The organism is Bacillus sp. C1 (assembly GCF_054570475.1).
This window is the reverse complement of sequence record NZ_JBTMZT010000016.1, coordinates 60314-83893: the sequence shown is the minus strand read 5'-3', so window position 1 is coordinate 83893 and position 23580 is coordinate 60314. Positions and strand designations below refer to the sequence as shown.

Here is a 23580-nt window from a genome sequence, read left to right as displayed (position 1 = left end):
TTGTGTCAAACCTGTATACACTTGTCGTATATAAAAGTTTGTCGTGTTGTACATATTCTTCGCGTTTTGGCAAGATTCTTGAAAATAAGAATACATACGATGTCCTTTTTTAATCCACATTTGAAGAGTTTTATAATTTTTTTGCTTTTCCGCTGTCATTTTTTCACCTCTTTGTTACGGATATTATACCAAATAAAGAACGTATGTTTCCGTTATTTTACTTGAACATAAAATATTTTTTTCGATTCACCTCACCACCTTCACATATGTTTAGAGATGGAAGTCCTCTCGAAAGATATGATAGACATACTTCACTTAATCCTAGTTTCTATCTCAATCTATTTTCTCTACTAAATTATATAGGTAAAATAATATCCATATGCGTTCCGACATTTCTTTCACTCTCAATATGTATTTTTCCACCATGCTCTTCAATAATCTTACAAGCAACAGTAAGCCCTAAACCTATCCCACCCTTTTTCGTCGTATAGAAAGGCTCTGTTATCCGCGTTATATTCTCTTCCTCTACACCGCAGCCATTATCTATAACACTTACCATTACATCATCTTCATTTGTTTTCTTTATATATATACGAACCGTTCCGCCATGTTCCACGGCTTCAACCGCATTCTTGATTACATATAGAAATACTCCTTTTAACTTACGATAATCACAATTTATTTTGATTTGATCAAGTGAACTATCACAAGTACAACACAGCTGTTTTCTATTTATTTCGGCACTCAGTTCACTTATCGCATTTGATACAATATCTTCTATTAAATGACCACTGTAGATAGATGGCTTACAAGTTGCCATTATCATCAGTTCACTTATCATATTGTTTATATGCTCAATTTCATGGATCATCAGTTCATACACTGCATCATCTGCATATTTCTCTTTCTGCAGTTGTGTAAATCCCTTTAATGATGAAAGAGGATTTTTAATTTCATGTCCAACAGACGCTGCCATTTTTCCAATAACCGCGAGTTTTTCAGAATCCCTTTTTTCTATCATTACACTATTTATAGTAGAAAGATACTGTAAAAATCGATTCAATAAAAGATACGTTACCAATAATAAAAGGCTATATACAACTAACGGCATAAATGCCTGTTTTTCTCCTAGTACGAAAAACATACTATATTTTCCCGCAGTAAGTAATAATAACCACCGTAAATAGCGTTTATTCATAAAAATTGGCACAAATAAAATAAAAACAAATCCAAGTATCTTTCCATCATCAAATGCTACTTGATTATAAATTGCATACCAATACAAATTAAAACATTCCGCACACATATAGGCGATTAAATATATATACTTAACACGATATGCTTGTTCTCTGTTCATTACATATATACTGCCTGCTATTAATGAGGCTCCATACAAAAACTTTAGAACTTGAACATCTAATCTTATAAATGACATATCATCTTTTAGTATAATAGAATACATCGTTCCATATACAATCCATACAATATTCAATACCCATAAAAAGATCCGGGCATTTTTCTTTTCTTCTTGCAATGAGATAAAGTTTACTTTCACTCTAACACTTCCTTAAACCTCATATACTTCTGATACACTATTATTAATACTTATTATTATAGTAAACAACTGTAGTATTTCATCAAAATAATATCGAATCGTGGAGAAAAATTCAAACTCACTTACCCAGCTTGATAATTCACATAATTTTCAATAATATACACTAAAAAACACTATTGTATGATATATACTGAATTTATCAGGTTAACTGTAAAAAGAACTCCCCGTTCTTTGTGTTTGAGCTATTTTGTCTTTTTACCCCATTAGTAACTATAAAGCGAAAAAAGAACTTGTAGCAAATCTACGAGTTCTTTTTTCGTTCAACTTATCGCATTATACTTCAAAGTTATGTTAATGATACCAATCAAATTATTGATTTACCTCTTTTGTTACAAGCGCAGCATATGCTTCTGCACCTGTTTTCGTTAAATGTACACCATCTGGTTCAAAATATTCCTTCTTCCCAGCACTTGCTGCATACCAATCAACTAGCTTCACATTTTTATACTCAGATGCTACTTCTTTTAATTTTTCATTCACTAACGATTCCCACGGTCTTGGTACTCTCGTATTAATGAATATAATGTTACGTTCATTCCCAATCATTTTTACTAATGATACTAATTGATCTTTCGTAAAAGCTCCATTTGTACCTAATCCAACGATGACATGATTTCCTAAATTCCCCTCATTCTTTAATTGCTCCACTGCAGGAATTGCTTTTGAAAGCTGGCGACCAATTTTCGCATCAATTCTAATATTAGGAAATGCATTTTTCAAATATGGGGAAACATCAATCATAATAGAATCCCCTACAGCCGTAACAGTTAAAGACTCTTTAGATTGTGGAGAACTCGCCTCTTTTTTTGCTTCTTGATTTTGAGGCTGTTCATTAGCTGGCTGTTCCCGAACAGCTACTGGATGCTTCGCCGGTTCTGTTTGCACTGTTTCCACCTTATCTTTTTGAGAGTTCTCCTTTGCTTTACTAGCTGTTGATAATCCGAAAACAGCTATCGAAGAAACGCATAGTGCACATATTAAAGCTAACTTACTACCTAGAGCTAAACTTCTAAGTCTTACGTTCTTTAACTGAATGTTTCTTAACGCTCCTTGCCGTATTGGATTTTCAATAAACTTCCATGAAATTTGTGCAACAACTATAATAAGTACAAATTGAACAATAGCTCTTGTAAGTGAAAACTCTCCAGCATGTACCTTCGGGGTCGTTAATGTAATAATGGGATAATGCCAAAGATATACCCCATACGATCTTACCCCCATCCAGCGCAATGGTCTAAATCGTAAAAATTGAGCGATGCGGCTAGCTGGATGGGCTAAGTTCGCTACTAATACTGCTGTAGCGATTGATAAAACAACCATTCCACCTTGATATAAAAACGGATCATATTGATTCGTTTTCCAAAACATAACGAGGATGATGATAAGGGCAATTCCTCCAACAACATCAAGAATAAGACGTGCCTTTGGAATAATTTTATTCGCAAGCCTACTGCTTGGCCAAATTAAGGCAAGTGCCGCCCCAATTAATAAAGAGAAGGCCCTTGTATCCGTACCGTAATAAACTCTGCTTGGATCAACTCCTGGCTCATACAAAAGACCCATTGCTAATGCCGAGACGGCAGCTCCCAAAATTATGAATAAAACGATACGTGATTTCTTTTTTATGTAACGAAATGCTAAACTAATAATAAACGGCCAAATAACATAGAATTGCTCCTCAACAGCTAACGACCAAAAATGGTTGAGCGGAGAAAGCTGGCTAAAACTATCAAAGTACGATAGTTTATGATAAATATACCACCAGTTACTGAAATAAAATAACGCTGCTAATGAATCACCGCGCATTTTTTCAAGTAAAGAGCTATGAGATATAGTAATCCATGCCAAAATGATGATGAGCATAACAATCATGCCTGGAAGCAGTCTCCTCGCTCTACTAAGCCAGAATTTCTTTAAATCAATTCTCTTATTTCTCTTCCATTCTATTGCGAGAATATCTGTAATTAAATAACCTGACAGGACAAAAAAGACAGTAACACCTAAAAATCCTCCAGGCATCCAATTAAAATTAATATGATATAAAATAACACCTAGTATAGCTAAGCCCCTTAGACTATCCAATCCAACCATATAGCGACTATTTTTCTTTAATGGTTCGGGCACCTACAATCACCTCTTCATTTAACTCAAAATTCTGTCAATGGATATGAAACGCTATCAATTTTATCAACTCTAGAAGCTTATGAAACCACAATATTACAAAACCACTTTACAAACACCCTCATTTTTTATGATTACATGCACAGCAACTCAAATTTTATCACGTTATCTATTCTTATGAAATAGTTTCATTTATGAATTTTACACCATGAAAACATATAAAGGGAACTTTAATCAGTGGAGGTTCTCTTCATCCCCACTGATTATTAGTCCCGCCTCTCTTCCTTGCTCCTCTCTGAATCTTGAGGTAGAGGTCTTACTGTCCGCAAATAGCGGGATAAATAAAAAAATTGGCTACTACACTCATTTATTGAGCATAGTAGCCAACTTAATTATTTTCTAACTTTTTGGCGTCTGCTTATTACCATAAAGAATGCACCAATCATCAGAAGGAATCCTCCTGCATAAGGCATTACTGGTAACTGACCACCTGTATTTGGTAAGTGCGGTGCTGGTTTACCTGGCTCACTCGGTTTAACCGGTTCACTTGGTTTGCTTGGCTCACTTGGTTTACTTGGTTCGCTTGGCTCACTTGGTTTACCTAGTTCGCTTGGTTTACCTGGCTCACTTGGTTCGCTTGGATCTTTTGGCTCCACTTTAATTTCAACACTCGGTTCTTGTGGCGGAACACTTTCGCCTGTTACCTTACCAGTGTTTGTAATTGTTTTACCTGCTTGATCCTCTTTTACTTTTGCGTGGAATACGACTGTATGCCATTCTGTATCTGTTACATCGCCAATCTTACCTGTTACTGTTCCATCTACATATTGACCGTTATCTTTGTCTTCTGCATCTGTTACAGCTTTGCCGTCTACTACTAATGTACCCGGTACATATTCTAGACCTTCTGGTAATCTATCTGCAATTTCTACATTTTTCACAACACTACCTGTCACTGTATTACGTGTTTTGATTGTGTATTCGATTGTGTCTCCTACTTTGTTTGCTTTCTGTAGGTTTTTCGCTTCTTTTGTTGATTCTAATTTTGGTTCTGCTGGTTTTACTGGATCTTTTGGTTCCACTTGAATTTCTGTACTTGGTTCTTGTGGTGGGACACCTTCACCTGTTACTTTCGCAGTATTTTTGATGTCTTTTCCAGCCTGACCTGCTTTTACTTTCGCGCGGAATACAACTGTATGCCACTCTGTATCTTTCACATCACCGATTTTGCCTGTCACTGTTCCTTTTGCGTATTGACCATTATCTTTGTCTTCTGCATCTGTCACAGCCTTCCCGTCTACTACTAATGTACCTTCAACGTACTCTAGACCTTCTGGTAATGTATCCGCGATTTCTACATTTTTCACTTCACTGTCTGAAGCAGTGTTGCGCGTTTTGATTGTGTATTCGACTGTGTCTCCTACTTCAATCTCTTTATCTTGTAGATTTTTCGCTTCTTTTGTTGATTCTAATTTAGAATCTCTTGGATATACTTTCACTTCTGTACTTGGCTCTTGTGGTGGAACACCTTCACCTGTTACTTTCGCAGTATTTTTAATGTCTTTTCCTGCTTGTCCTGCTTTTACTTTTGCGTGGAATACAACTGTATGCCACTCTGTATCTTTCACATCACCGATTTTGCCTGTCACTGTTCCTTTTGCGTATTGACCGTTGTCTTTGTCTTCCGCATCTGTCATAGCTTTTCCGTCTACTACTAATGTGCCTTCGACGTACTCTAGACCTTCTGGTAATGTATCTGCGATCACTACATTTTTCACTTCACTGTCTGTTACCATGTTACGTGTTTTGATTGTGTACTCGACTGTGTCTCCTACTTCAATCTCTTTGTCTTGTAGGTTTTTCGCTTCTTTTGTTGATTCTAATTTAGAATCTCTTGGATATACTTTCACTTCTGTAGATGGCTCTTGTGGTGGTACTCCATCTCCTGTTACTTTCGCAGTGTTTTTAATGTCTTTTCCTGCTTGTCCTGCTTTTACTTTTGCATGGAATACAACTGTATGCCACTCTGTATCTTTCACATCACCGATTTTGCCTGTCACTGTTCCTTTTGCGTATTGACCGTTGTCTTTGTCTTCCGCATCTGTCATAGCTTTTCCGTCTACTACTAATGTGCCTTCGACGTACTCTAGACCTTCTGGTAATGTATCTGCGATCACTACATTTTTCACTTCACTGTCTGTTGCCATGTTACGTGTTTTGATTGTGTACTCGACTGTGTCTCCTACTTCAATCTCTTTGTCTTGTAGGTTTTTCGCTTCTTTTGTTGCTTCTAACTTCGAATCTCTTGGATATACTTTAATTTCTGTACTTGGTTCTTGTGGTGGAACACCTTCACCTGTTACTTTCGCAGTGTTTTTGATGTCTTTTCCTGCTTGACCTGATTTTACTTTCGCGTGGAATACAACTGTATGCCACTCTGTATCTTTTACATCACCGATCTTACCTGTCACTGTTCCTTTTGCGTACTGACCATTATCTTTGTCTTCTGCATCCGTTACAGCTTTTCCGTCTACTACTAACGCACCTTCAACGTACTCTAAGCCTTCTGGTAATGTATCCGCGATCGCTACGTCTTTCACAATACTATCTTTCTCTGTATTGCGTGTTTTAATTGTGTATTCGACTGTGTCTCCTACTTCAATCTCTTTATCTTGTAGATTTTTCGCTTCTTTTGTTGATTCTAATTTAGAATCTCTTGGATATACTTTGATTTCTGTACTTGGTTCTTGTGGTGGAACACCTTCACCTGTTACTTTCGCAGTATTTTTGATGTCTTTTCCAGCTTGACCTGACTTCACTTTTGCGTGGAATACGATTGTATGCCACTCTGTATCTGTTACATCACCGATCTTACCTGTCACTGTTCCGTCCACATATTGACCATTATCTTTGTCTTCTGCATCCGTCACAGCCTGGCCGTCTACTTTCAATGTGTCTGCCACATATTCTAGACCTTCTGGTAATGTATCTGCGATCACTACATTTTTCACTTCACTATCTGTTGCCGTGTTACGTGTTTTTACTGTGTATTCGACTGTGTCTCCTACTTCAATCTCTTTATCTTGTAGATTTTTCGCTTCTTTTGTTGATTCTAATTTAGAATCTCTTGGATATACTTTGATTTCTGTACTTGGTTCTTGTGGTGGAACACCTTCACCCGTTACTTTCGCAGTGTTTTTGATGTCTTTTCCTGCTTGACCTGATTTTACTTTCGCGTGGAATACGATTGTATGCCACTCTGTATCTATTACATCACCAATTTTTCCTGTTACTGTTCCACTTGCATATTGACCGTTATCTTTGTCTTCTGTATCTGTCACAGCTTTGTCGTCTACTTTCAATGTGTCTGCCACATATTCTAGACCTTCTGGTAATGTATCTGCGATCACTACGTTTTTCACTTCACTGTCTAAAATAGTGTTGCGTGTTTTGATTGTGTATTCGATTGTATCTCCTACTTCAATCTCTTTATCTTGTAGATTTTTCGCTTCTTTTGTTGATTCTAATTTAGAATCTCTTGGATATACTTTGATTTCTGTACTTGGTTCTTGTGGTGGAACACCTTCACCCGTTACTTTCGCAGTATTTTTGATGTCTTTTCCAGCTTGACCTGACTTCACTTTTGCGTGGAATACAACTGTATGCCACTCTGTATCTGTTACATCACCGATCTTACCTGTCACTGTTCCTTTTGCGTACTGACCATTATCTTTGTCTTCTGCATCCGTTACAGCTTTTCCGTCTACTACTAACGCACCTTCAACGTACTCTAAGCCTTCTGGTAATGTATCTGCGATCACTACATTCTTCACTTCACTATCTGTTGCCGTGTTACGTGTTTTTACTGTGTATTCGACTGTGTCTCCTACTTCAATCTCTTTATCTTGTAGATTTTTCGCTTCTTTTGTTGATTCTAATTTAGAATCTCTTGGATATACTTTGATTTCTGTACTTGGTTCTTGTGGTGGAACACCTTCACCCGTTACTTTCGCAGTGTTTTTGATGTCTTTTCCTGCTTGACCTGATTTTACTTTCGCGTGGAATACGATTGTATGCCACTCTGTATCTATTACATCACCAATTTTTCCTGTTACTGTTCTACTTGCATATTGACCGTTATCTTTGTCTTCTGCATCTGTCACAGCTTTGTCGTCTACTTTCAATGTGTCTGCCACATATTCTAGACCTTCTGGTAATGTATCTGCGATCACTACATTTTTCACTTCACTGTCTGTTACAGTGTTACGCATTTTGATTGTGTATTCGACTGTGTCTCCTACTTCAATCTCTTTATCTTGTAGGTTTTTCGCTTCTTTTGTTGATTCTAGTTGTGGTTTCTTTTCGCCCACTGTAATGTCCACTGCTGGTTTTTGTGCAGTAATATTTCCGCCTGACAACAGCGCATCATTCTTGATTGTCTTACCAGCTTGATCTGACTTGATTTTCGCATGCAATGTAACTGTGTGCCATGCTGTATCCTTTATGTCTCCAAACTGACTTGCCACGATTCCACCTGAATAGTATCCTCTATCCCCATCTTTTGCATCTGTCATAGCTTGGCCATCCACTTTGATTGTTCCCGGCACATACTCTAGTCCAGACTGTAGTTGGTCTTGAACTAAAAAGTCTTTTATGACACTATTTGGAACTGTATTACGCATGCTAATAGTGTATTCAACAGTGTCTCCTACTTCATACGGTTTATTTTGTAGGTTTTTTACTTCTTTTTTCGATTCTAGTTGTGGTTTCTTTTCGCCTACTGTAATGTCCACTGCTGGTTTTTGTGCAGTAATATTTCCGCCTGACAACAGCGCATCATTCTTGATTGTCTTACCAGCTTGATCTGACTTGATTTTCGCATGCAATGTAACTGTGTGCCATGCTGTATCTTTTAAATCTCCAAAATTACCTGTCACAATTCCATTATAGAAACCTTTATCTCCATCTTTTGCATCTGTCACAGACTGACCATCCACTTTGATTGTTCCCGGCACATACTCTAGTCCGGCCGGTACTTGGTCTTGAACCATAAAATTTGTGATGACACTATTTGGAACCGTATTGCGCATACTAATTTTGTATTCAACCGTATCCCCTACTTCATACGGCTTATTTTGTAGGTTCTTTACTTCTTTTTTCGATTCTAATTTAGGTGTAGGTTTATTAAACTCTGGTGTAAGTCTTGATGCTAAGTCAAAAATTACATCCGCTATCCCTTGAATTGTACCAAGCGGCGTAGCTTTAGCATTCTCCTTATCAAGGACATACAAAGTTGGATGACCATAGTCACCTGCAGACATTAACACCCTTCCATCAGGTAAGAAACTAAGTCCCCGAGGTCCGAATTCTACATTACTTCCATCGGTACTGACAACTTTGACAGTTTTTATAATTGCACCAGTTGCAGGATCAATTTGGTTTAAATCATTATATGGTTGGATACGACTTAACCAAGCTTTACCAGATGCGTCAAATAGAATATCACCGCCCCAAGAGTCTGCTCCGCCAGAATCTAGATTTCCTGTAATTTTCATTTTCTTTTGTTGTTTTGTATTGAAATCATAATATGCAAGATAAGCAATTCCTTTTTCATTATAACGATAATAATATTTTGAATCGTCAGTAGAAACTGCTGCTGCTTCGGTAAATGCGAACAAGTTTACTACCTTTTGAGCTTGTCCATTTGTATTGATACGGTACAGTACTCCATCTTGATTCGCATAAAATGCGTCCTCTGTCTTACGAAGAGCTAACCCATTCATTGCACCGGTTAAATTGCTTATTATAACTCTCTCTTTAGGAGTTGTTGTTGGATTATTTCCATCAAATTGAACGATAACAGGCTTATTATTTTGATTCTTAAATACCCCATAAGAATCGACGTTATTAATGGTAACGCCACCTGCAGCTTGCACTTTTCGTGATGAACTAGCAGGGATTATCCCGCTAAATGTTAGGAGAAATACTAAAAAACATATGAAGACTTGTTTAAAATGAATTCTATTACGTTTAAGTACGAAATTATTATACGACATCTTCTACCTCCTTCTTTTTTTGGAAGTTAGCATCAATCGCATCATTTCTTTCATGTTAGGAAAGATAATTCAAGGTTTATTGAACGTTCCCCCTTTTTAATATGTAAATCAACATAAACTCAAAAATATACGCATTTAATAGATTATATTAGAATATAAATTTGTATATTTTCCCCTTTAAATTAAACTCAAATTTCGTTTCCTTCATAAAATAATGAGCAATTCATGACACCTCCCTAAGACATTATATGTAATAGATACTTTATTTTCCATCCTTAATTCAAAAAATATATTATATTAACAAAACGAAATAATCAGAAAATAATCACTTTTTCCAGTTAACTAGGTACATATCCCATAACATTCCCGTCTTATATTAGTATATCAATATATTAAACTATAAAAACTTCAATTAGGAGAGAACGGACGCTGTGGATTACATCGAAAAAGAATAACTAGAACGTCCCAAGGAAATAACGCTACCTAAAAGCCCCATTCGTCATAAACAAGCGCTTTAAACTCTCATTCTCTCCCATACTTTAATGTCCTATGAATGATGCTCCGCGTTCTTTAAAGTAAAGACAGAGATTTCGGGTTTACTAAAGAAACGCACTGGCATTCTAGTTGTACCAATACCACGATTTACATACAATTGTAATGCCTTGCACTTTCCTTCTATTGAATAAAGCCCTTCTATATATTTATTTGCTAGTGAAGTAGTAATGATAGGACCTACGAACGGAATCTGCACTTGTCCGCCATGACTATGACCGGATAGCTGAAGATCTACTGGATATTGGGCGATTTGATCAGCAACGTCTGGTTCATGTACTAATAGCAAATTAAAATCCTCTTTTCTAAGCTGCTGAAGAGTTGAGTGGATGTTAGGTTTTCCAAGTAAAAAATCATCAAGGCCAGAAATAGTAATAGAATCACCGTTTGCAGCTTTTACCTTTTTCATTTCATTATTCAAAACTGTAAAACCAGCTTTCTCCATATATCCTTTGTACAAGTAACCCCCGCCTCCTCCTCGGTCGTGATTGCCAAACACAGCGTATTTTCCAAGCGGCGCTCGAATTTGGGATAAAATAGCTTGGGAACGTGCCTTTTCTGCGGCATACTCTCCAAACTTGTCAATTAAATCTCCTGTAAAAACTACAATATCAGGCTTTAACTCATTCATTTTATCTACTAACATTTGTTGCTGTTTATGAGAAAAATTCGGTCCGAAGTGCGTGTCCGAAAACTGTACAATTTTCAAATCGTGAAAGCCTTCTGGGATATTTGGATTTTCAATATCGTGCCATGTCACAGACACTGATTTTGTTTCAAAATGAAAAGCGTATATATAAATTGCTATTGGCAACATACATAGCATGAGAAAAATGATACATATTCTTCTAAATTTCAATCGAGAAGTACCTCTTTTCGGTTGTTCAAAAGGAGCTATTTCCTCATTCATTCTATTTATGTTGGAGTGTTCTAAGTTCGTTTTCATATTTTCACCTCTAAAGATATCATTTAAAGACTGTTTTACCATGCCTATGTTACAAACATATGTCTTTTTTGAAACTGAGACGAGAATAAAGCATCATTTCAAATAAAACAAAATGAAAAGAACCCATCGCCTAGACAGGTTCTTTCTCATATAATGTATATACTTAATCATCTCTACCAAACTAAATACACCAAAATTAGAATCTGATACATCATGTAGTTCTTTTATTTGTAGGCTACTTTCTCTACTATGTGATATTTAAATAGCCATTCTTCAAACTTTGCACTTCCCAATTCCCAGCTTAAATCATGAGCCTGTACGGAAAAAACACGATACCCTGCATACTCATCCATATACGTATCTACTTGCATCTTTTCTGGTGAAATTCCATAAAATGAAAAATTGAAAAAGACATCCCACACATCTTCATGTTTTCTTTTATAAGCAATCGATTCCATATCATGCTCTTCACCAAAATAATCAAGATGTAAATGCATGCTCTCATCATATTCATACTTCATTTTATCACCCCTTATATTTGTACTTCTGTATCATCCAAAAAATTCCTTCTACATCCACTCACATCTAGACACTTATCCACATATTATGGCAATAGATTCATTTCTGGGAGGTGTCACATGTTGAAAAAATTCATAGCTGTTTTTTGTATACTCGTACTTACTGTTTTTACGTTTGTAGCGTGTAATAAAAAAGATGACGCGAAGCAAAAGATCCAAAAGATTCGCATTGGTGAAGTTACACATTCCCTCTTCTATGCACCGCTATATGTTGGGATTGAAAAAGGATTCTTCAAAGAGGAAGGTTTAAATATTGACCTCCAAACGACAGCTGGTGGCGATAAAACGATGACAGCGCTGTTGTCTGGCGGGATTGACGTTGCACTTGTCGGTTCTGAAACATCCATCTACGTCCACCAGCAAGGAGCAAAAGATCCCATTATTAATTTTGCACAGCTTACGCAAACAGATGGTACATTTTTAGTTTCACGTAAAAAGTTAGATTCGTTTAATTGGAATGATGTGAAGGGTGTTACGTTCCTTGGGCAACGTAAAGGTGGTATGCCGCAAATGGTTGGGGAATACGTTTTAAAGAAAAATGGCATTGATCCGCATAAAGATACAAATTTAATTCAAAATGTTGAATTTGCTAATATTGCGAATGCATTCGCATCTGGTACAGGCGAATTTGTGCAGCTCTTTGAACCGACAGCGAGTATTTTAGAAAAAGAAGGAAAAGGATATGTCGTCGCTTCTTTTGGCGCGGAATCTGGAACGGTTCCTTACACAACATTTATGGCAAAAGAAAGCTTTTTAAAGAAAAACAAAGTAGCAGCAGAGAAATTCACACGTGCATTATATAAAGCACAGCAATGGGTCGATACACATAACCCAGAAGAAATTGCAAAAACGGTTACTCCTCTTTTCAAAGATACTTCTGAGGATATTATGGTGAAAGTTATTGAACGCTACAAAAAGCAGCATTCTTATGCGACGAATCCGTTATTAGATGCAGAGGAATGGAAACAACTGCAAGTAATCATGAAAGAAGCTGGTGAACTACAAAAAGAAGTTCCACATGAGACGCTCGTCAATACAACAATTGCCGAAAGCATTATTAAGAAATAGAGGCGGATGCGATGAGTTTCTTACAAATATCTCACGTTTCTCAATGTTTTTTTTCAAAAGATAGCGCGCGGCTTATCCTTGAAGATATAAACTTACACGTAGACGAAGGAGAATTCATCTCCTTTCTCGGCCCAAGCGGCTGCGGAAAAACAACACTGCTTTCTATTATTGCAGGATTATTAAAACCTACTGAAGGCACTATCTTTTTAGAAGATGAATCAGTAATCAAATCAACAGCCTCAATGGGATACATGCTTCAGCAAGATTACTTGTTTCCGTGGAAAACGATTGAAGAAAATATAATGCTCGGATTGCATATTGCAAACACATACGAAGCAGAAACGAAAGAACATACATTACAACTTCTAAAACAAGTTGGCCTTGGGGACATCGAAAAACAGTACCCTTCGGAATTATCTGGTGGTATGCGCCAACGAGCTGCACTCGTTCGTACACTTGCAACAAATCCGAAAATCCTTTTACTTGATGAACCGTTTTCAGCACTTGATTACCAAACGAAATTAAAATTAGAGGACCTCGTATTTTCTTTATTACACAAATATAAAAAAACTTCCCTTCTCGTCACACATGACATTGAAGAAGCAATTGCGATGAGCGATCGCATTTACTTATTGCAAGCAAACCCAGGTAAAATTGCGAAAATATTTACTGTACCAGACAGCATTCGCTCACTACCACCGCTTGAAGCAAGACACCATTCTGATTTCCCCGCTCTTTTTCAAGAAATATGGAAGGAGCTGGAGCATCTTGGATAATATAAAACAATTACATGAGCAGTTTCGAAAAAAAGAGCGTCAACGCACTTGGACAGCTGCTTCTTTACAGTTATTACTTCTCATTCTCTTCTTTGGATTATGGGAAATTTCTAGCAAGCAAGAGTGGATTGATCCTTTACTCTTTAGCTCTCCCTCAAGTATTTGGGAGTTATTTTTAAACAAATGGGGAGACGGATCACTTTGGATTCACATATGGATGACACTTTTAGAAACAAGTATTGGATTTATTCTCGGGACGCTGCTCGGGACAATTATCGCAACCCTTCTTTGGTGGTTACCTCTAATCGCTCGCGTATTAGACCCATACCTTGTTGTGTTAAATGCGATGCCAAAAGTAGCCCTTGGCCCAATTATTATCGTTATCTTCGGTCCCAATATCTCTTCTTCCATCGCAATGGGAGTCATTATTTCCATCATCATTACCATTCTCGTCATTTACAGTGCATTTGAAGAAGTTGATTCGAATTATATAAAAGTAATGGATACGTTTGGTGCTAGTAAGTGGCAATGTTATAAACAAGTGATTTTACCCTCTTCCTTTCCAGCCATCATTTCAACTTTAAAAGTAAACGTTGGATTATCATGGGTTGGTGTTATCTTCGGGGAACTTCTCGTTTCCAAACAAGGACTCGGTTATTTAATTAGCTATGGGTTTCAAGTGTTTAACTTTACACTTGTACTCTTAAGTGTATTATTGACGTGTATTCTCGCGACTCTTATGTATGTGTTTGTGGAAGGATTTGAAAAATTAATTATTAGAAAAAGAAGATGACTCCAAACACTATGTAGGAGTCATCTTCTCTTTTATTTCAACTTAGTATTTATCGCATACTTTTATATCGTTAACTACAGTACTTCCTTGAATCTCGACCGTATGAAAACAATCATCCACACGTACCTTTACAATATTATCTTGTCGATCTATAACATGATACTCATTAAATTGTTTATTTAACGCTGTACGAATTTGTTCTCCTTCAAAAATCGGAATCCCATGCGACATAACCCAAATAAGACCAGCAATAGCAAGAATGGTTTTCATACGATCTACCCCCTTGAGAATAAAGTGAAACTTTAATCAGTGGGGGGCTTCATCCCCCACTGATTATTAGTTGAACCAATCGGGCTTTTACGGGCCGTTTGATCTCCCACCTAACTTCTTTGCTTTCGCTGCGTTTTGAGGTGGGAGTCTTACTGCCCGTTAAAGCGGGATAAATTTATTACCTCTCTACTATGCATATTCAAATTGTGTCAATTTTGTGACGGTTTTCTTTTATACTCTATTCTATTTAATAGTCCTTGTTCCTTCTTCTATATAGATCCATTTTAATTTTTCTACATATGATCTGTGTTATGAAGCTAAAAAAAAGCAACCTACTTATATCTCGGTTGCTTCTTAATTATTATTCTTTTACGTTCTGTGAAATTTCATATAACCCAGACAGCACTTCCGCCCGCATTTTTACAAGTTCAGGGTACTGATAAAAGAATGCTATCTTTTTATATTTCAGTTCTGATCCTTCTTTCACTTTCTTTGAATCTTGTAAAATGAATGCTGTAAATGTATCAGCAATGTCTTCTGCTACATTTGTTGTGCTATATTCTGAAACAAATTGATCGTGTTTCTCTTCAAAAAATTGTATTCGCGCATCTTCGTTTGTTTCAATTTGTTTTTCTTTCCATTCTTTTTCAATTGGTTTCCAGAAAGAATCATAAAATTTGTTAATATACGAATCCTTTTTCGTACACCCTTCTTGTAGGAAAAGATTTTTACATGTATCTTTGTAAGCTGAAATATCTTTATCTTCTTCAAATGCTTTTATATACTTTTCATCTACTGGAATTTGTGTATCACTTAACGTCAATACGTGAGCAGTTTCATGAATTAACGTCTTCATTACTTCATCGATTCCCATCCCTGAATCAAGTGTATCTAAACTAAGCACCCAATCTTTCGGGTTGTTCATACTAGGAATGACATGGGCAACAATTCCATCATATCCATCCGTCACAATATCAAACTCTGTTATATTCTTTCGGTACTCAGACGGAATTAATGTACGATACATGTCCCATAGTGTTTTATGATAAGTTTTATCTTCATGCTGCTCGATTACTTCTTCTTTCGCTTCTTTATCATCTGCAAATACTTTATTTAAACGTTTCTTATCTAGTCTTTCAAAATAAGGATCGATAATGTCTTCCTCATCAATATAGTACGATGCTAAAAAGAAATATTTTTCCTCATCATCTTTCTTTTTTTTAGCTTCCTTGCTACTTTCTATCTTCCCGAAATTCTCTTCTATATTTCCTTCTAGTTTTCCCACATTTTCCTCTGGTTCTTCTAGATAAGACAGACTTCCCATCTTCTTATAGACTTTTTGAATGAGCTCGTCTCCAAGCTTCGTGCATGCTTCTTCTGTTTTACATACTTCTTTTTTCTCAGCAGCCTTATCTACAGCTTTACTACACCCCGCTATTAAACAAATAGCTATAAGAAAACATAATCGTTTTTTCATATACCCCTCCACTATTTCATTCTACAAAGATATGATAATCATTTTCTTACAAATATGCGATACTTATATAAATACAAATTAAAAAAATGACCTAAAACCATTCTTTTCAGATGGATGAGAGCATCCGGCCATGGATAGGAGCGGTCAGTGCCTTTTTTAAACAGAAGGAGAAAGGTCTCTGTCTATTCTTCATAACCATAATGTATCTGTTAGAAAATCGAATTGGATTTATATATTTTTAGGAAGTTTTTACTGTAGGGGGAATATACTATGATACGCGCCGCATTGTTTGATTTAGATGGTACCTTGTTAGATCGACGTCAATCTTTGGAAAGTTTTATTAGCAATCAATATGATCGTTACGCAGATCATTTTACTGAAATAAAAAAAAACGAGTATTGCACTCGCTTTATCCAGCTTGATAATAACGGCTATACTTGGAAAGACAAAGTATATACGACCTTACTAGGCGAATATAACATTACAACGCTCACAGCTGAGCACCTCTTATATGACTACGTAACAACATTCGCAAACCACTGTATTCCTTTTCCAAATGTATATACATTATTAGAACAATTACAAAGCAAGCATATTAAAGTAGGAATCATCACAAACGGCTTTACCGAATTTCAAATGAATAACATTCACGCCCTAAAGTTACATACTTATACAAATACAATTCTCGTTTCAGAAGCAGAAGGGATTAAGAAACCTCATCCCGCTATCTTTGAGCGTGCTCTCAAACAATTAAATGTGCAAGCAAAAGAATGCATTTATGTTGGAGATCATCCTGAAAATGATGTGATGGGAGCTGAGAAAGCTGGGATAACTGCTGTTTGGAAGAAAGATGCATTTTGGGAGGGGTTTGAACATTCTCGTATGGCACGAGATTTACTTGAGATACTTTCATTTGTATAAAAAAAGAACTCGGCTCCCTTACTTCGTAAAACAGCCGAGTTCTTCTATATGTTTCATTGTACGCGCTAATACATCATCACGCATAATAAAGCTAAATTTCCTATCAATTTTAATGTCAGTAGGGATGTCTTGTAATAGAACAGACCCTTTTGTCTCTTCATAGTGCGTATGTGCTTCTACTGCACTAATTGTTGCGAAATAAATGTTTTTAATGATTATTTTGTCTTTTCCAGATACTTTATACTGTCCTAAGTAAGTTAATTCAGAAACAATGCCGCCGGTTTCTTCATGAACCTCCCTGACTGCCGCTTCTTCCGGTGTTTCCCCAATTTCAACTTTACCACCTGGAAATTCAAGACCGCGGCGTAAATGATGCGTTAACAACCATTGATCCCTGTACCGGCATACAACCCAAACATGCTTTGGCTCAGGAGAAAATGGGTAACGTTCAAACGATAATTGTACAGTGTTGTGGTAATAATCTTTAAATTTGTACATGCCATTACTCCCCTACTGATGGTTACAAGTTTTTCCTACCACAAATTGTAGCACAATTCTCATTCATATGCATAATGTTATCCGATTACAATCCATTGATTATTCCCATTTGTGCGACTAATTCTTTTGTCTCATGATTTCCTAAATCATAAATCATCTTATAAGCTTTCTGTAACTGTTCCTCATATCGATCATTATTTGAATCATGATGATACTCAACAAACGGAACGTGCGAACGTACAAACGAACCAAGATCTTCACGATACGCCTGATCAAAATATTCCCGTAATTGAATAATCTCCTCATCATTTGCCTGAATTTCAAAACTATATGTATCTGCCGTTTTCACTTGCGAAATTTGACCGTTTCCTACTGATATATAATACGTTTTTTTATTCTTCATATAGCGCCCTTCTTTCCCACTTTTACCTTCTATTGTTTTCAAGAATTACAAAATTATGTAAAATAAAGAAAAGGAGGGGTCTATTTGACTAACATATTAATTATTGGAATTATTATTGTACTTATCGTATTAGTTCTCTCTGTAATGACAATCAATAAAGGCTATTCTTACAAACATTCAGTAGACAAACCAGAGGATAATCCTTATGTAATAAACAAAAAGGAGGATCAATAATACGCTTCGTATACTCCGCTTCCTCACCGCCTTCATTGTTATGATCGTAGCTTTGTATAGTCTAGTTACACAAAACGATGCATTTCTTACACTTTCACAATTTTTTATAGGAATCTTAATGTTTATCATCGCTATTGAACAAATACGAAAGAAAGATCCAAGTACTGGTTTGACTTGTATGATGGCTGGAATTTTCGTATGGGCTGTTCTCATTACAAAGTATATCCTGTAGTAAATATTTTTTAATGGAGGGATTCGTATACTAAAAATCGTTCGGATTACATTTGCACTCATTGTATTAGCTTTATCTATCTATAGTTTAATCACAGATAACAGAGGCATTCTGCTTTATATGTTCATTGCTTTAGGCTTAATGATTTTCACCATGAGCATTGAGGAACTGCGTGAACAAAAGAAAGCCAGTGGAACGATCTGTTTTCTCATTGGAGCTGCCGTTTTATTCATCGCTGTATCAGAATTTCTTCGCTAATATAAGCTTTTGAAGGAGGAAAAAATGCTAACTGGATTACGTATTTTTTTCGGGCTGCTTACAATTGTTCTTTGTATATATTTTCTTTTAACCGATAATTTCGCGCTCATCCCTTACATTCAAATTTCTCTCAGTTGTACATTTATCCTTATAGGGATTCATGAAATAAAAGCTGGACGAAAATCGATGAGCATCCCGTATTTCGGTATTTCTGTTCTTATGTTTTTCTTTGTGCTATCGAAATTGTTCTATTAAAATAAGAGAACTTATAGAATCAAGATATAATGATATGCAAAAAAGAACTGTTCCAAAGGTTCCTTCTCATATATTCCGCTTCATGCAGCATATAACATACACCAGAACTAAAAAAAAGCTGCCTTTTCACAGGCAGCTTTCCTCATCTATTAACCAAATACTTTCTCAAGCTCATCTTTATCTTGGCTTAACCAGAAATTCATTAAGCGTTTTGCTCCTTCTAAGTCATGGAGCTTCGCTTGCCCACACTGCGTTTCGTTTGCAGCTGGAATTTCTATAATTTGAACCGCATCTTGTAATGTCAGTTCTAATAAATCAATGATTTCACGAACAGTTGGTGTTCCGCTTACAACAAGGTAATATCCTGTTTGGCAACCCATTGGTGAAATATCAATAATGTCAAAATGCGGATAGCGATCAATATATTTACGTAAATTAAACGCCAATAAATGTTCTAACGTATGAATAACATCTGGTTTCATTGCTTGTTTGTTCGGTTGGCAAAAACGAATATCAAATTTATTCACAATCCCGTCACTACCTACTTTATGAACACCGCAATGTCTTACATAAGGTGCCTTTACAACCGTGTGATCTAATTCAAAGCTTTCTACTGATGGCATACAACATCTCTCCCGCTTTTAATTTAATTCCGTTATATCCAATATGATATAACGGAAATTCGAATTAGTAAAGTATTATGTATAGCCCATGCTATAATACTAAAAGAATATGCTAGAAAGGAGACCATTATGAAACAGATTTTTATCGGTATCATACGTTTTTATCAAAAGTTCATTTCCCCAATGACACCACCAACATGCCGCTTTTATCCAACATGCTCACATTATGGATTAGAGGCATTTCAAAAGCATGGTGCTTTCAAAGGGTTTTTCCTCACATTAAAACGTATATTAAAATGTCATCCTTTCCATCCCGGGGGATTTGATCCTGTCCCAGATAAAAAGAATGACAAAGTAAATTCTTAACGTTCGTAGCCGTTCTCAACTAAATCTAATTTTCCTGTTTCAGGGTGAATGACAAGCCCATGAACCGGTACTTCAGCTGGAAGTAAAGGATGGTTACGAAGTACGGAAACGCTATGTTGTACACTTTCTTCCACGCTAGAAAATCCTCGCAAAAATTTATTCAAGTCGATTCCAGAATATTGAAGTGTATCTAATTTTTCTTCTGTCACGCCGCGCGTTTTCATTTTTTCAATTGTACTGCTCGCTTCTATTTTTGCCATACCACAATCATGATGACCAACTACGCATATTTCATCTGCACCAAGCTCATATACAGCGACTAACACACTACGGACAATACTACCAAATGGGTGCGAAATAACAGCGCCCGCTACTTTAATAATTTTCACATCACCATTGCGCATATTCATTGCTTTTGGTAATAGTTCAACAAGACGTGTATCCATACAAGAAATGATCACCATTTTTTTATTCGGGAATTTTCCTGCCTCATACTCTTCATATTTTTTCTCTTCAACAAACTTTTCATTGTACTGCAAAATTTCTTCTAATGACTTCATAGTAAAAAGACCCTCTTTTCTTTTATATGACTACATACTAAGTGTACCAAAATCTAAAAAATCCCAAAAGGATATTACTTTATTGTAAATATATAATTTTTCAGACAATCGACATAATTCTTTCAAAATATACACACAGCTCTGTAACAACTCCTTCCTACTTTGCTCACTTTTTCACTATAAACTAGATGTAGATAATGTTAAAAAGGAGTGAAACTTTATTATGTCCGACGTTCTATTACTAAGTCGTTTTCAATTTGCAATTACTATCTTTTATCACTTTTTATTCGTACCACTTACAATCGGACTTGTTGTTTTAGTAGCGTGTATGGAAACACAATATGCACGTACACTAAATCCAACGTATCGTAAAATGGCAAATTTCTGGGGTAAGCTATTTACGATTAACTTCGTAATGGGGATTATAACCGGGATTACGATGGAGTTCCAATTTGGGACAAACTGGTCAGAGTATTCAAAGTATATGGGTGATATTTTCGGATCACCACTCGCAATCGAAGCGCTTGTTGCGTTCTTCTTAGAATCTACTTTCATGGGAATTTGGCTATTTGGTAAAGATAAAATCTCACCAAAGTTCCGTGCTTTTTGTATGTGGATGGTTGCACTTGGTACAAATATTTCCGCACTTTGGATTATTACAGCAAACGGCTTTATGCAAAACCCTGTTGGTTACGTAGTACGTAACGGCCGTGCTGAATTAAATGATTTCTGGGCACTCGTTACCAATCCATATGCATGGCATATGTTTTTCCATACAGTTGTAGGTTGTTATATCGTTGGTTCTTTCTTCGTTATGGCAATTAGTGCTTATCACTTATTACGTAAAAATGATGTGGAGTTCTTTAAAAAATCATTTAAATTTGGTTTAATTTTAGGATTGTTTGCAGCAACTGCAACACCGTTCATCGGTCACCAATCTGGTGCCTTCGCTGCTAAAATGCAACCAGCGAAAGGCGCTGCGATGGAAGCCGTTTGGGAAACTGGTAAAGGTCAAGGATTCTCAATCATTCAAATTCCCGATGTAAAAAATGAAGAGAACTTTGAATTATTAACAATTCCAAAACTCGGCAGTTTCTTCTATACAAACTCATTTGACGGAGAAATTGTCGGCTTAAAAGATATTCCGAAAGAAGATCGTCCAAACGTAAACCTTGTTTACTATAGTTTCCGCTTAATGGTTGCACTTGGCGTATTCTTCATGGCACTTACTTGGTTTGGTTTCTACTTAAACCGAAAAGGAAAACTAGAAAACTCAAAACGTTTCTTAAAAATTACAATGTGGTCTGTTCTACTTCCATATATTGCGATTAATGCCGGATGGATTGTTGCTGAAGCAGGTCGTCAGCCGTGGACAGTATACAAATTAATGCGCACAGCTGAAGCGGTCTCACCAATTTCTGTCCCGCAAATTTGGTTCTCATTAATTAGTTTAGTATTGTTCTATACATTGCTTTTAATTGCTGACGTATACTTAATGCTGAAGTTTGCGAAAAAAGGACCTGCTGCATTAGAGGAGCCTGCTAAAGGAGGTGTCGCTCATGTCTCATGATATGCTTGCAATCATTTGGTTCGGTTTATGGGGCGTGATTTGGACCGTTTACTTTATTCTCGACGGTTATGCACTCGGTAACGGTATGATTTTCCCATTCGTTACGAAAGACCGAAAAGAACGAAATCAAATGCAAGAAGCAATCGGACCGTTTTGGGGCGGTAACGAAGTATGGTTAATTACAGCAGGCGGTGCAACATTTGCCGCCTTTCCGATCACATATGCAAATATGTTTAGCTACTTATATACACCGTTATTTTTAGTATTGCTTGCTCTTTTCGCTCGTGCAGCAGGACTTGAATTTATGCACAAAGATGATTCACCAGTTTGGCAAAGCGCTTGTAAATGGGCGTTTACAATTGGTAGCTTCCTCATCGCCTTTTTATTCGGCGTTACCTTTGCAAACCTATACTATGGACTGCAAATCGGAAAAGATGGCTACGAAGGAACATTATTCAGCCTACTAAACCATTACGGTATTTTAGGCGGTCTCTTCTTCACCGCAATCTTTGTCGTCTCTGGTGCACTTTGGGTTATGATTAAAACAACTGGTGAAGTATCAGATCGCGCGTATAAAATTGCTAAACCATTTTCAATGGTAGCTGCGATTATTTTAGCTATCTTCTATGTGGCAACTGCAAACCGTACAAATTTATTCCAAAACTTTACGGAGTATCCTGTACTATTTATTCTTCCAGCGCTCGCGATGCTAATGAGCGTTCTGGCAATTATTATGGTGTACAAACATAAAATTGGTCTCGCATTCACATTTGTTTGTTTAACAATCGCAATGTTTATGACAACTGGATTTGCAGGCATGTTCCCAAGAATGTTGCCATCACGTATTAACGATGCATATAGCACAACATTATACGAAGCAGCTGGCAGTGAATTAAACTTAAAAATAATGTTCTTCGTCGCGATGGTAATGGTACCGATTGTCATCGGATATCAATTATGGAGCTACAGTATCTTTAAAGAAAAAATTCATAAAGACTCTGCAAAAGGGTATCACTAAAATGAAGCAGGCACTCTATCGCGAGTGCCTGCTTCATTTCAAACTTATAATGTAAATTGTTCCCCTTCATCATTTCTATCTTTATCGTATATATCTGTAGCACTAATCCCATTACACGCCTTCACAGTAAAGCCTACATTAGAACATCCAGCACCATTGTATGATTTATCTTTGAATATCGGCCTAACATTGTATTTATCCCCTACATTAATCGTTCCATTACAATTTTGTATGATAACACCATCGATAACAGCAGGCATCGTATCCCTCACTTTCATTATGTTATTTTCAGTTTATGAAGAAATCCTAAGAAAATAGCATGTTTACATAAAGGAATATTTCTAATGAATTATCTTTCAACTACGCTATTGACGAAATGTAATATATAAT

23 protein-coding genes and 2 pseudogenes are annotated in these 23580 nt (G+C 36.4%); 11 read left to right on the top strand and 14 right to left on the bottom strand.

Going from position 1 to position 23580, the window contains the following annotated elements; genetic code table 11:
• From ACX5JI_RS24455 to ACX5JI_RS24425, 7 genes and pseudogenes are all read right to left on the bottom strand, one after another.
• Window positions 1-159: pseudogene (locus ACX5JI_RS24455) on the bottom strand (RNA-guided endonuclease InsQ/TnpB family protein); the annotation flags it as partial.
• Between the two features lie 196 nt (window positions 160-355).
• Window positions 356-1555 (bottom strand): ATP-binding protein, encoded by a 1200-nt coding sequence (locus ACX5JI_RS24450; RefSeq protein ID WP_459503571.1) that lies wholly within the window; start codon window positions 1553-1555, stop codon window positions 356-358.
• A 369-nt stretch (window positions 1556-1924) separates the two neighbouring features.
• Complete coding sequence (locus ACX5JI_RS24445) at window positions 1925-3739, bottom strand: acyltransferase family protein (protein ID WP_459503570.1); 1815 nt, start codon at window positions 3737-3739, stop codon at window positions 1925-1927.
• Window positions 3740-4128: 389 nt separating this feature from the next.
• Window positions 4129-7290, bottom strand: coding sequence for an isopeptide-forming domain-containing fimbrial protein (locus ACX5JI_RS24440; RefSeq protein WP_459503574.1), 3162 nt, complete (start codon window positions 7288-7290; stop codon window positions 4129-4131).
• 42 nt (window positions 7291-7332) lie between these two features.
• Window positions 7333-9057 (bottom strand): annotated as a pseudogene (locus ACX5JI_RS24435) (isopeptide-forming domain-containing fimbrial protein); the annotation flags it as partial.
• A 1282-nt stretch (window positions 9058-10339) separates the two neighbouring features.
• Complete coding sequence (locus ACX5JI_RS24430; RefSeq protein WP_459503569.1) at window positions 10340-11290, bottom strand: metallophosphoesterase; 951 nt, start codon at window positions 11288-11290, stop codon at window positions 10340-10342.
• A gap of 224 nt (window positions 11291-11514) precedes the next feature.
• Window positions 11515-11811, bottom strand: a complete 297-nt coding sequence (locus ACX5JI_RS24425) for a DUF3986 family protein (RefSeq protein ID WP_459503568.1) — start codon at window positions 11809-11811, stop codon at window positions 11515-11517.
• A 120-nt stretch (window positions 11812-11931) separates the two neighbouring features.
• On the opposite strand from ACX5JI_RS24425, the gene ACX5JI_RS24420 reads away from it, so the two are divergent.
• Genes ACX5JI_RS24420 through ACX5JI_RS24410 form a run of 3 tightly spaced genes read left to right on the top strand, consistent with a single transcriptional unit; the run spans window position 11932 to window position 14505 of the window.
• Entirely contained in the window at window positions 11932-12936 is a 1005-nt protein-coding gene (locus tag ACX5JI_RS24420) for an ABC transporter substrate-binding protein (protein WP_459503567.1), read from the top strand.
• 11 nt (window positions 12937-12947) lie between these two features.
• Window positions 12948-13712, top strand: coding sequence for an ABC transporter ATP-binding protein (locus ACX5JI_RS24415; RefSeq protein WP_459503566.1), 765 nt, complete (start codon window positions 12948-12950; stop codon window positions 13710-13712).
• Window positions 13705-14505 (top strand): ABC transporter permease, encoded by an 801-nt coding sequence (locus ACX5JI_RS24410; protein ID WP_459503565.1) that lies wholly within the window; start codon window positions 13705-13707, stop codon window positions 14503-14505. Before ACX5JI_RS24415 ends, ACX5JI_RS24410 begins: the two co-directional genes overlap by 8 nt.
• Window positions 14506-14547: 42 nt before the next feature.
• Here ACX5JI_RS24410 and ACX5JI_RS24405 read toward each other — a convergent pair whose 3' ends face one another.
• Window positions 14548-14775, bottom strand: a complete 228-nt coding sequence (locus ACX5JI_RS24405; protein WP_459503564.1) for a hypothetical protein — start codon at window positions 14773-14775, stop codon at window positions 14548-14550.
• 361 nt (window positions 14776-15136) lie between these two features.
• Window positions 15137-16252, bottom strand: coding sequence for a recombinase family protein (locus ACX5JI_RS24400; RefSeq protein ID WP_459503563.1), 1116 nt, complete (start codon window positions 16250-16252; stop codon window positions 15137-15139).
• A gap of 270 nt (window positions 16253-16522) precedes the next feature.
• Here ACX5JI_RS24400 and ACX5JI_RS24395 point away from each other — a divergent pair, with 270 nt between their 5' ends.
• Window positions 16523-17173, top strand: a complete 651-nt coding sequence (locus ACX5JI_RS24395; protein WP_459503562.1) for an HAD family hydrolase — start codon at window positions 16523-16525, stop codon at window positions 17171-17173.
• Window positions 17174-17191: 18 nt separating this feature from the next.
• Here the strand turns inward: ACX5JI_RS24395 and mutTA are convergent, their stop codons facing one another.
• Both mutTA and ACX5JI_RS24385 read right to left on the bottom strand, forming a co-directional pair.
• Window positions 17192-17671 (bottom strand): antimutator 8-oxo-(dGTP/GTP)ase, encoded by a 480-nt coding sequence (gene mutTA, locus ACX5JI_RS24390; protein WP_459503560.1) that lies wholly within the window; start codon window positions 17669-17671, stop codon window positions 17192-17194.
• An 85-nt stretch (window positions 17672-17756) separates the two neighbouring features.
• A complete protein-coding gene (locus tag ACX5JI_RS24385) occupies window positions 17757-18074 on the bottom strand; it encodes a hydrolase (protein WP_459503559.1) in 318 nt (105 codons plus the stop codon).
• Between the two features lie 84 nt (window positions 18075-18158).
• On the opposite strand from ACX5JI_RS24385, the gene ytzI reads away from it, so the two are divergent.
• From ytzI to ACX5JI_RS24365, 4 genes are all read left to right on the top strand, one after another.
• Window positions 18159-18308 (top strand): YtzI protein, encoded by a 150-nt coding sequence (gene ytzI, locus ACX5JI_RS24380; RefSeq protein WP_459503558.1) that lies wholly within the window; start codon window positions 18159-18161, stop codon window positions 18306-18308.
• A 40-nt stretch (window positions 18309-18348) separates the two neighbouring features.
• Window positions 18349-18540: a DUF3953 domain-containing protein gene (locus ACX5JI_RS24375; RefSeq protein WP_459503557.1), complete on the top strand. Its 192-nt coding sequence runs from the start codon at window positions 18349-18351 to the stop codon at window positions 18538-18540.
• Between the two features lie 120 nt (window positions 18541-18660).
• A complete protein-coding gene (locus ACX5JI_RS24370) occupies window positions 18661-18798 on the top strand; it encodes a YczI family protein (protein WP_459503556.1) in 138 nt (45 codons plus the stop codon).
• A 24-nt stretch (window positions 18799-18822) separates the two neighbouring features.
• Window positions 18823-19053, top strand: coding sequence for a hypothetical protein (locus ACX5JI_RS24365; RefSeq protein ID WP_459503555.1), 231 nt, complete (start codon window positions 18823-18825; stop codon window positions 19051-19053).
• A gap of 149 nt (window positions 19054-19202) precedes the next feature.
• Here ACX5JI_RS24365 and luxS read toward each other — a convergent pair whose 3' ends face one another.
• On the bottom strand, window positions 19203-19676 hold the full coding sequence (gene luxS / locus ACX5JI_RS24360; RefSeq protein WP_459503554.1) for an S-ribosylhomocysteine lyase LuxS: 474 nt from the start codon (window positions 19674-19676) through the stop codon (window positions 19203-19205).
• A 129-nt stretch (window positions 19677-19805) separates the two neighbouring features.
• On the opposite strand from luxS, the gene yidD reads away from it, so the two are divergent.
• The gene (gene yidD, locus ACX5JI_RS24355) at window positions 19806-20042 is read left to right on the top strand and encodes a membrane protein insertion efficiency factor YidD (RefSeq protein ID WP_459503553.1); all 237 of its coding nucleotides are present in this window, start codon (window positions 19806-19808) and stop codon (window positions 20040-20042) included.
• On the opposite strand, the gene ACX5JI_RS24350 is transcribed toward yidD, so the two are convergent.
• Window positions 20039-20602, bottom strand: a complete 564-nt coding sequence (locus ACX5JI_RS24350; protein WP_459503551.1) for a beta-class carbonic anhydrase — start codon at window positions 20600-20602, stop codon at window positions 20039-20041. The two genes, yidD and ACX5JI_RS24350, sit on opposite strands and share 4 nt — an antisense overlap.
• Window positions 20603-20825: 223 nt before the next feature.
• On the opposite strand from ACX5JI_RS24350, the gene cydA reads away from it, so the two are divergent.
• Both cydA and cydB read left to right on the top strand, forming a co-directional pair.
• Window positions 20826-22172 carry a cytochrome ubiquinol oxidase subunit I gene (gene cydA, locus ACX5JI_RS24345; RefSeq protein WP_459503550.1) on the top strand — a complete coding sequence of 449 codons (1347 nt, stop codon included), beginning with the start codon at window positions 20826-20828 and terminating at the stop codon, window positions 22170-22172.
• The gene (cydB, locus tag ACX5JI_RS24340) at window positions 22162-23190 is read left to right on the top strand and encodes a cytochrome d ubiquinol oxidase subunit II (RefSeq protein WP_459503549.1); all 1029 of its coding nucleotides are present in this window, start codon (window positions 22162-22164) and stop codon (window positions 23188-23190) included. The genes cydA and cydB overlap by 11 nt, the downstream gene beginning before the upstream one ends.
• A gap of 44 nt (window positions 23191-23234) precedes the next feature.
• Here the strand turns inward: cydB and ACX5JI_RS24335 are convergent, their stop codons facing one another.
• The gene (locus ACX5JI_RS24335) at window positions 23235-23450 is read right to left on the bottom strand and encodes a spore germination protein (RefSeq protein ID WP_459503548.1); all 216 of its coding nucleotides are present in this window, start codon (window positions 23448-23450) and stop codon (window positions 23235-23237) included.
• Between the last annotated feature and the right edge of the window lie 130 nt (window positions 23451-23580).

Bases quoted from the DNA above. Each gene is read 5' to 3' on its own strand.
- ACX5JI_RS24350 (WP_459503551.1), bottom strand. From the start codon at position 20,602: ATGAAGTCATTAGAAGAAATTTTGCAGTACAATGAAAAGTTTGTTGAA.
- mutTA (WP_459503560.1), bottom strand. From the start codon at position 17,671: ATGTACAAATTTAAAGATTATTACCACAACACTGTACAATTATCGTTT.
- cydB (WP_459503549.1), top strand. From the start codon at position 22,162: ATGTCTCATGATATGCTTGCAATCATTTGGTTCGGTTTATGGGGCGTG.
- yidD (WP_459503553.1), top strand. From the start codon at position 19,806: ATGAAACAGATTTTTATCGGTATCATACGTTTTTATCAAAAGTTCATT.
- ACX5JI_RS24400 (WP_459503563.1), bottom strand. From the start codon at position 16,252: ATGAAAAAACGATTATGTTTTCTTATAGCTATTTGTTTAATAGCGGGG.
- ACX5JI_RS24425 (WP_459503568.1), bottom strand. From the start codon at position 11,811: ATGAAGTATGAATATGATGAGAGCATGCATTTACATCTTGATTATTTT.
- ACX5JI_RS24430 (WP_459503569.1), bottom strand. From the start codon at position 11,290: ATGAAAACGAACTTAGAACACTCCAACATAAATAGAATGAATGAGGAA.
- ACX5JI_RS24335 (WP_459503548.1), bottom strand. From the start codon at position 23,450: ATGCCTGCTGTTATCGATGGTGTTATCATACAAAATTGTAATGGAACG.
- ACX5JI_RS24415 (WP_459503566.1), top strand. From the start codon at position 12,948: ATGAGTTTCTTACAAATATCTCACGTTTCTCAATGTTTTTTTTCAAAA.
- ACX5JI_RS24375 (WP_459503557.1), top strand. From the start codon at position 18,349: ATGATCGTAGCTTTGTATAGTCTAGTTACACAAAACGATGCATTTCTT.
- ACX5JI_RS24385 (WP_459503559.1), bottom strand. From the start codon at position 18,074: ATGAAGAATAAAAAAACGTATTATATATCAGTAGGAAACGGTCAAATT.
- cydA (WP_459503550.1), top strand. From the start codon at position 20,826: ATGTCCGACGTTCTATTACTAAGTCGTTTTCAATTTGCAATTACTATC.
- ACX5JI_RS24405 (WP_459503564.1), bottom strand. From the start codon at position 14,775: ATGAAAACCATTCTTGCTATTGCTGGTCTTATTTGGGTTATGTCGCAT.
- luxS (WP_459503554.1), bottom strand. From the start codon at position 19,676: ATGCCATCAGTAGAAAGCTTTGAATTAGATCACACGGTTGTAAAGGCA.
- ACX5JI_RS24370 (WP_459503556.1), top strand. From the start codon at position 18,661: ATGTTCATTGCTTTAGGCTTAATGATTTTCACCATGAGCATTGAGGAA.
- ACX5JI_RS24365 (WP_459503555.1), top strand. From the start codon at position 18,823: ATGCTAACTGGATTACGTATTTTTTTCGGGCTGCTTACAATTGTTCTT.
- ACX5JI_RS24395 (WP_459503562.1), top strand. From the start codon at position 16,523: ATGATACGCGCCGCATTGTTTGATTTAGATGGTACCTTGTTAGATCGA.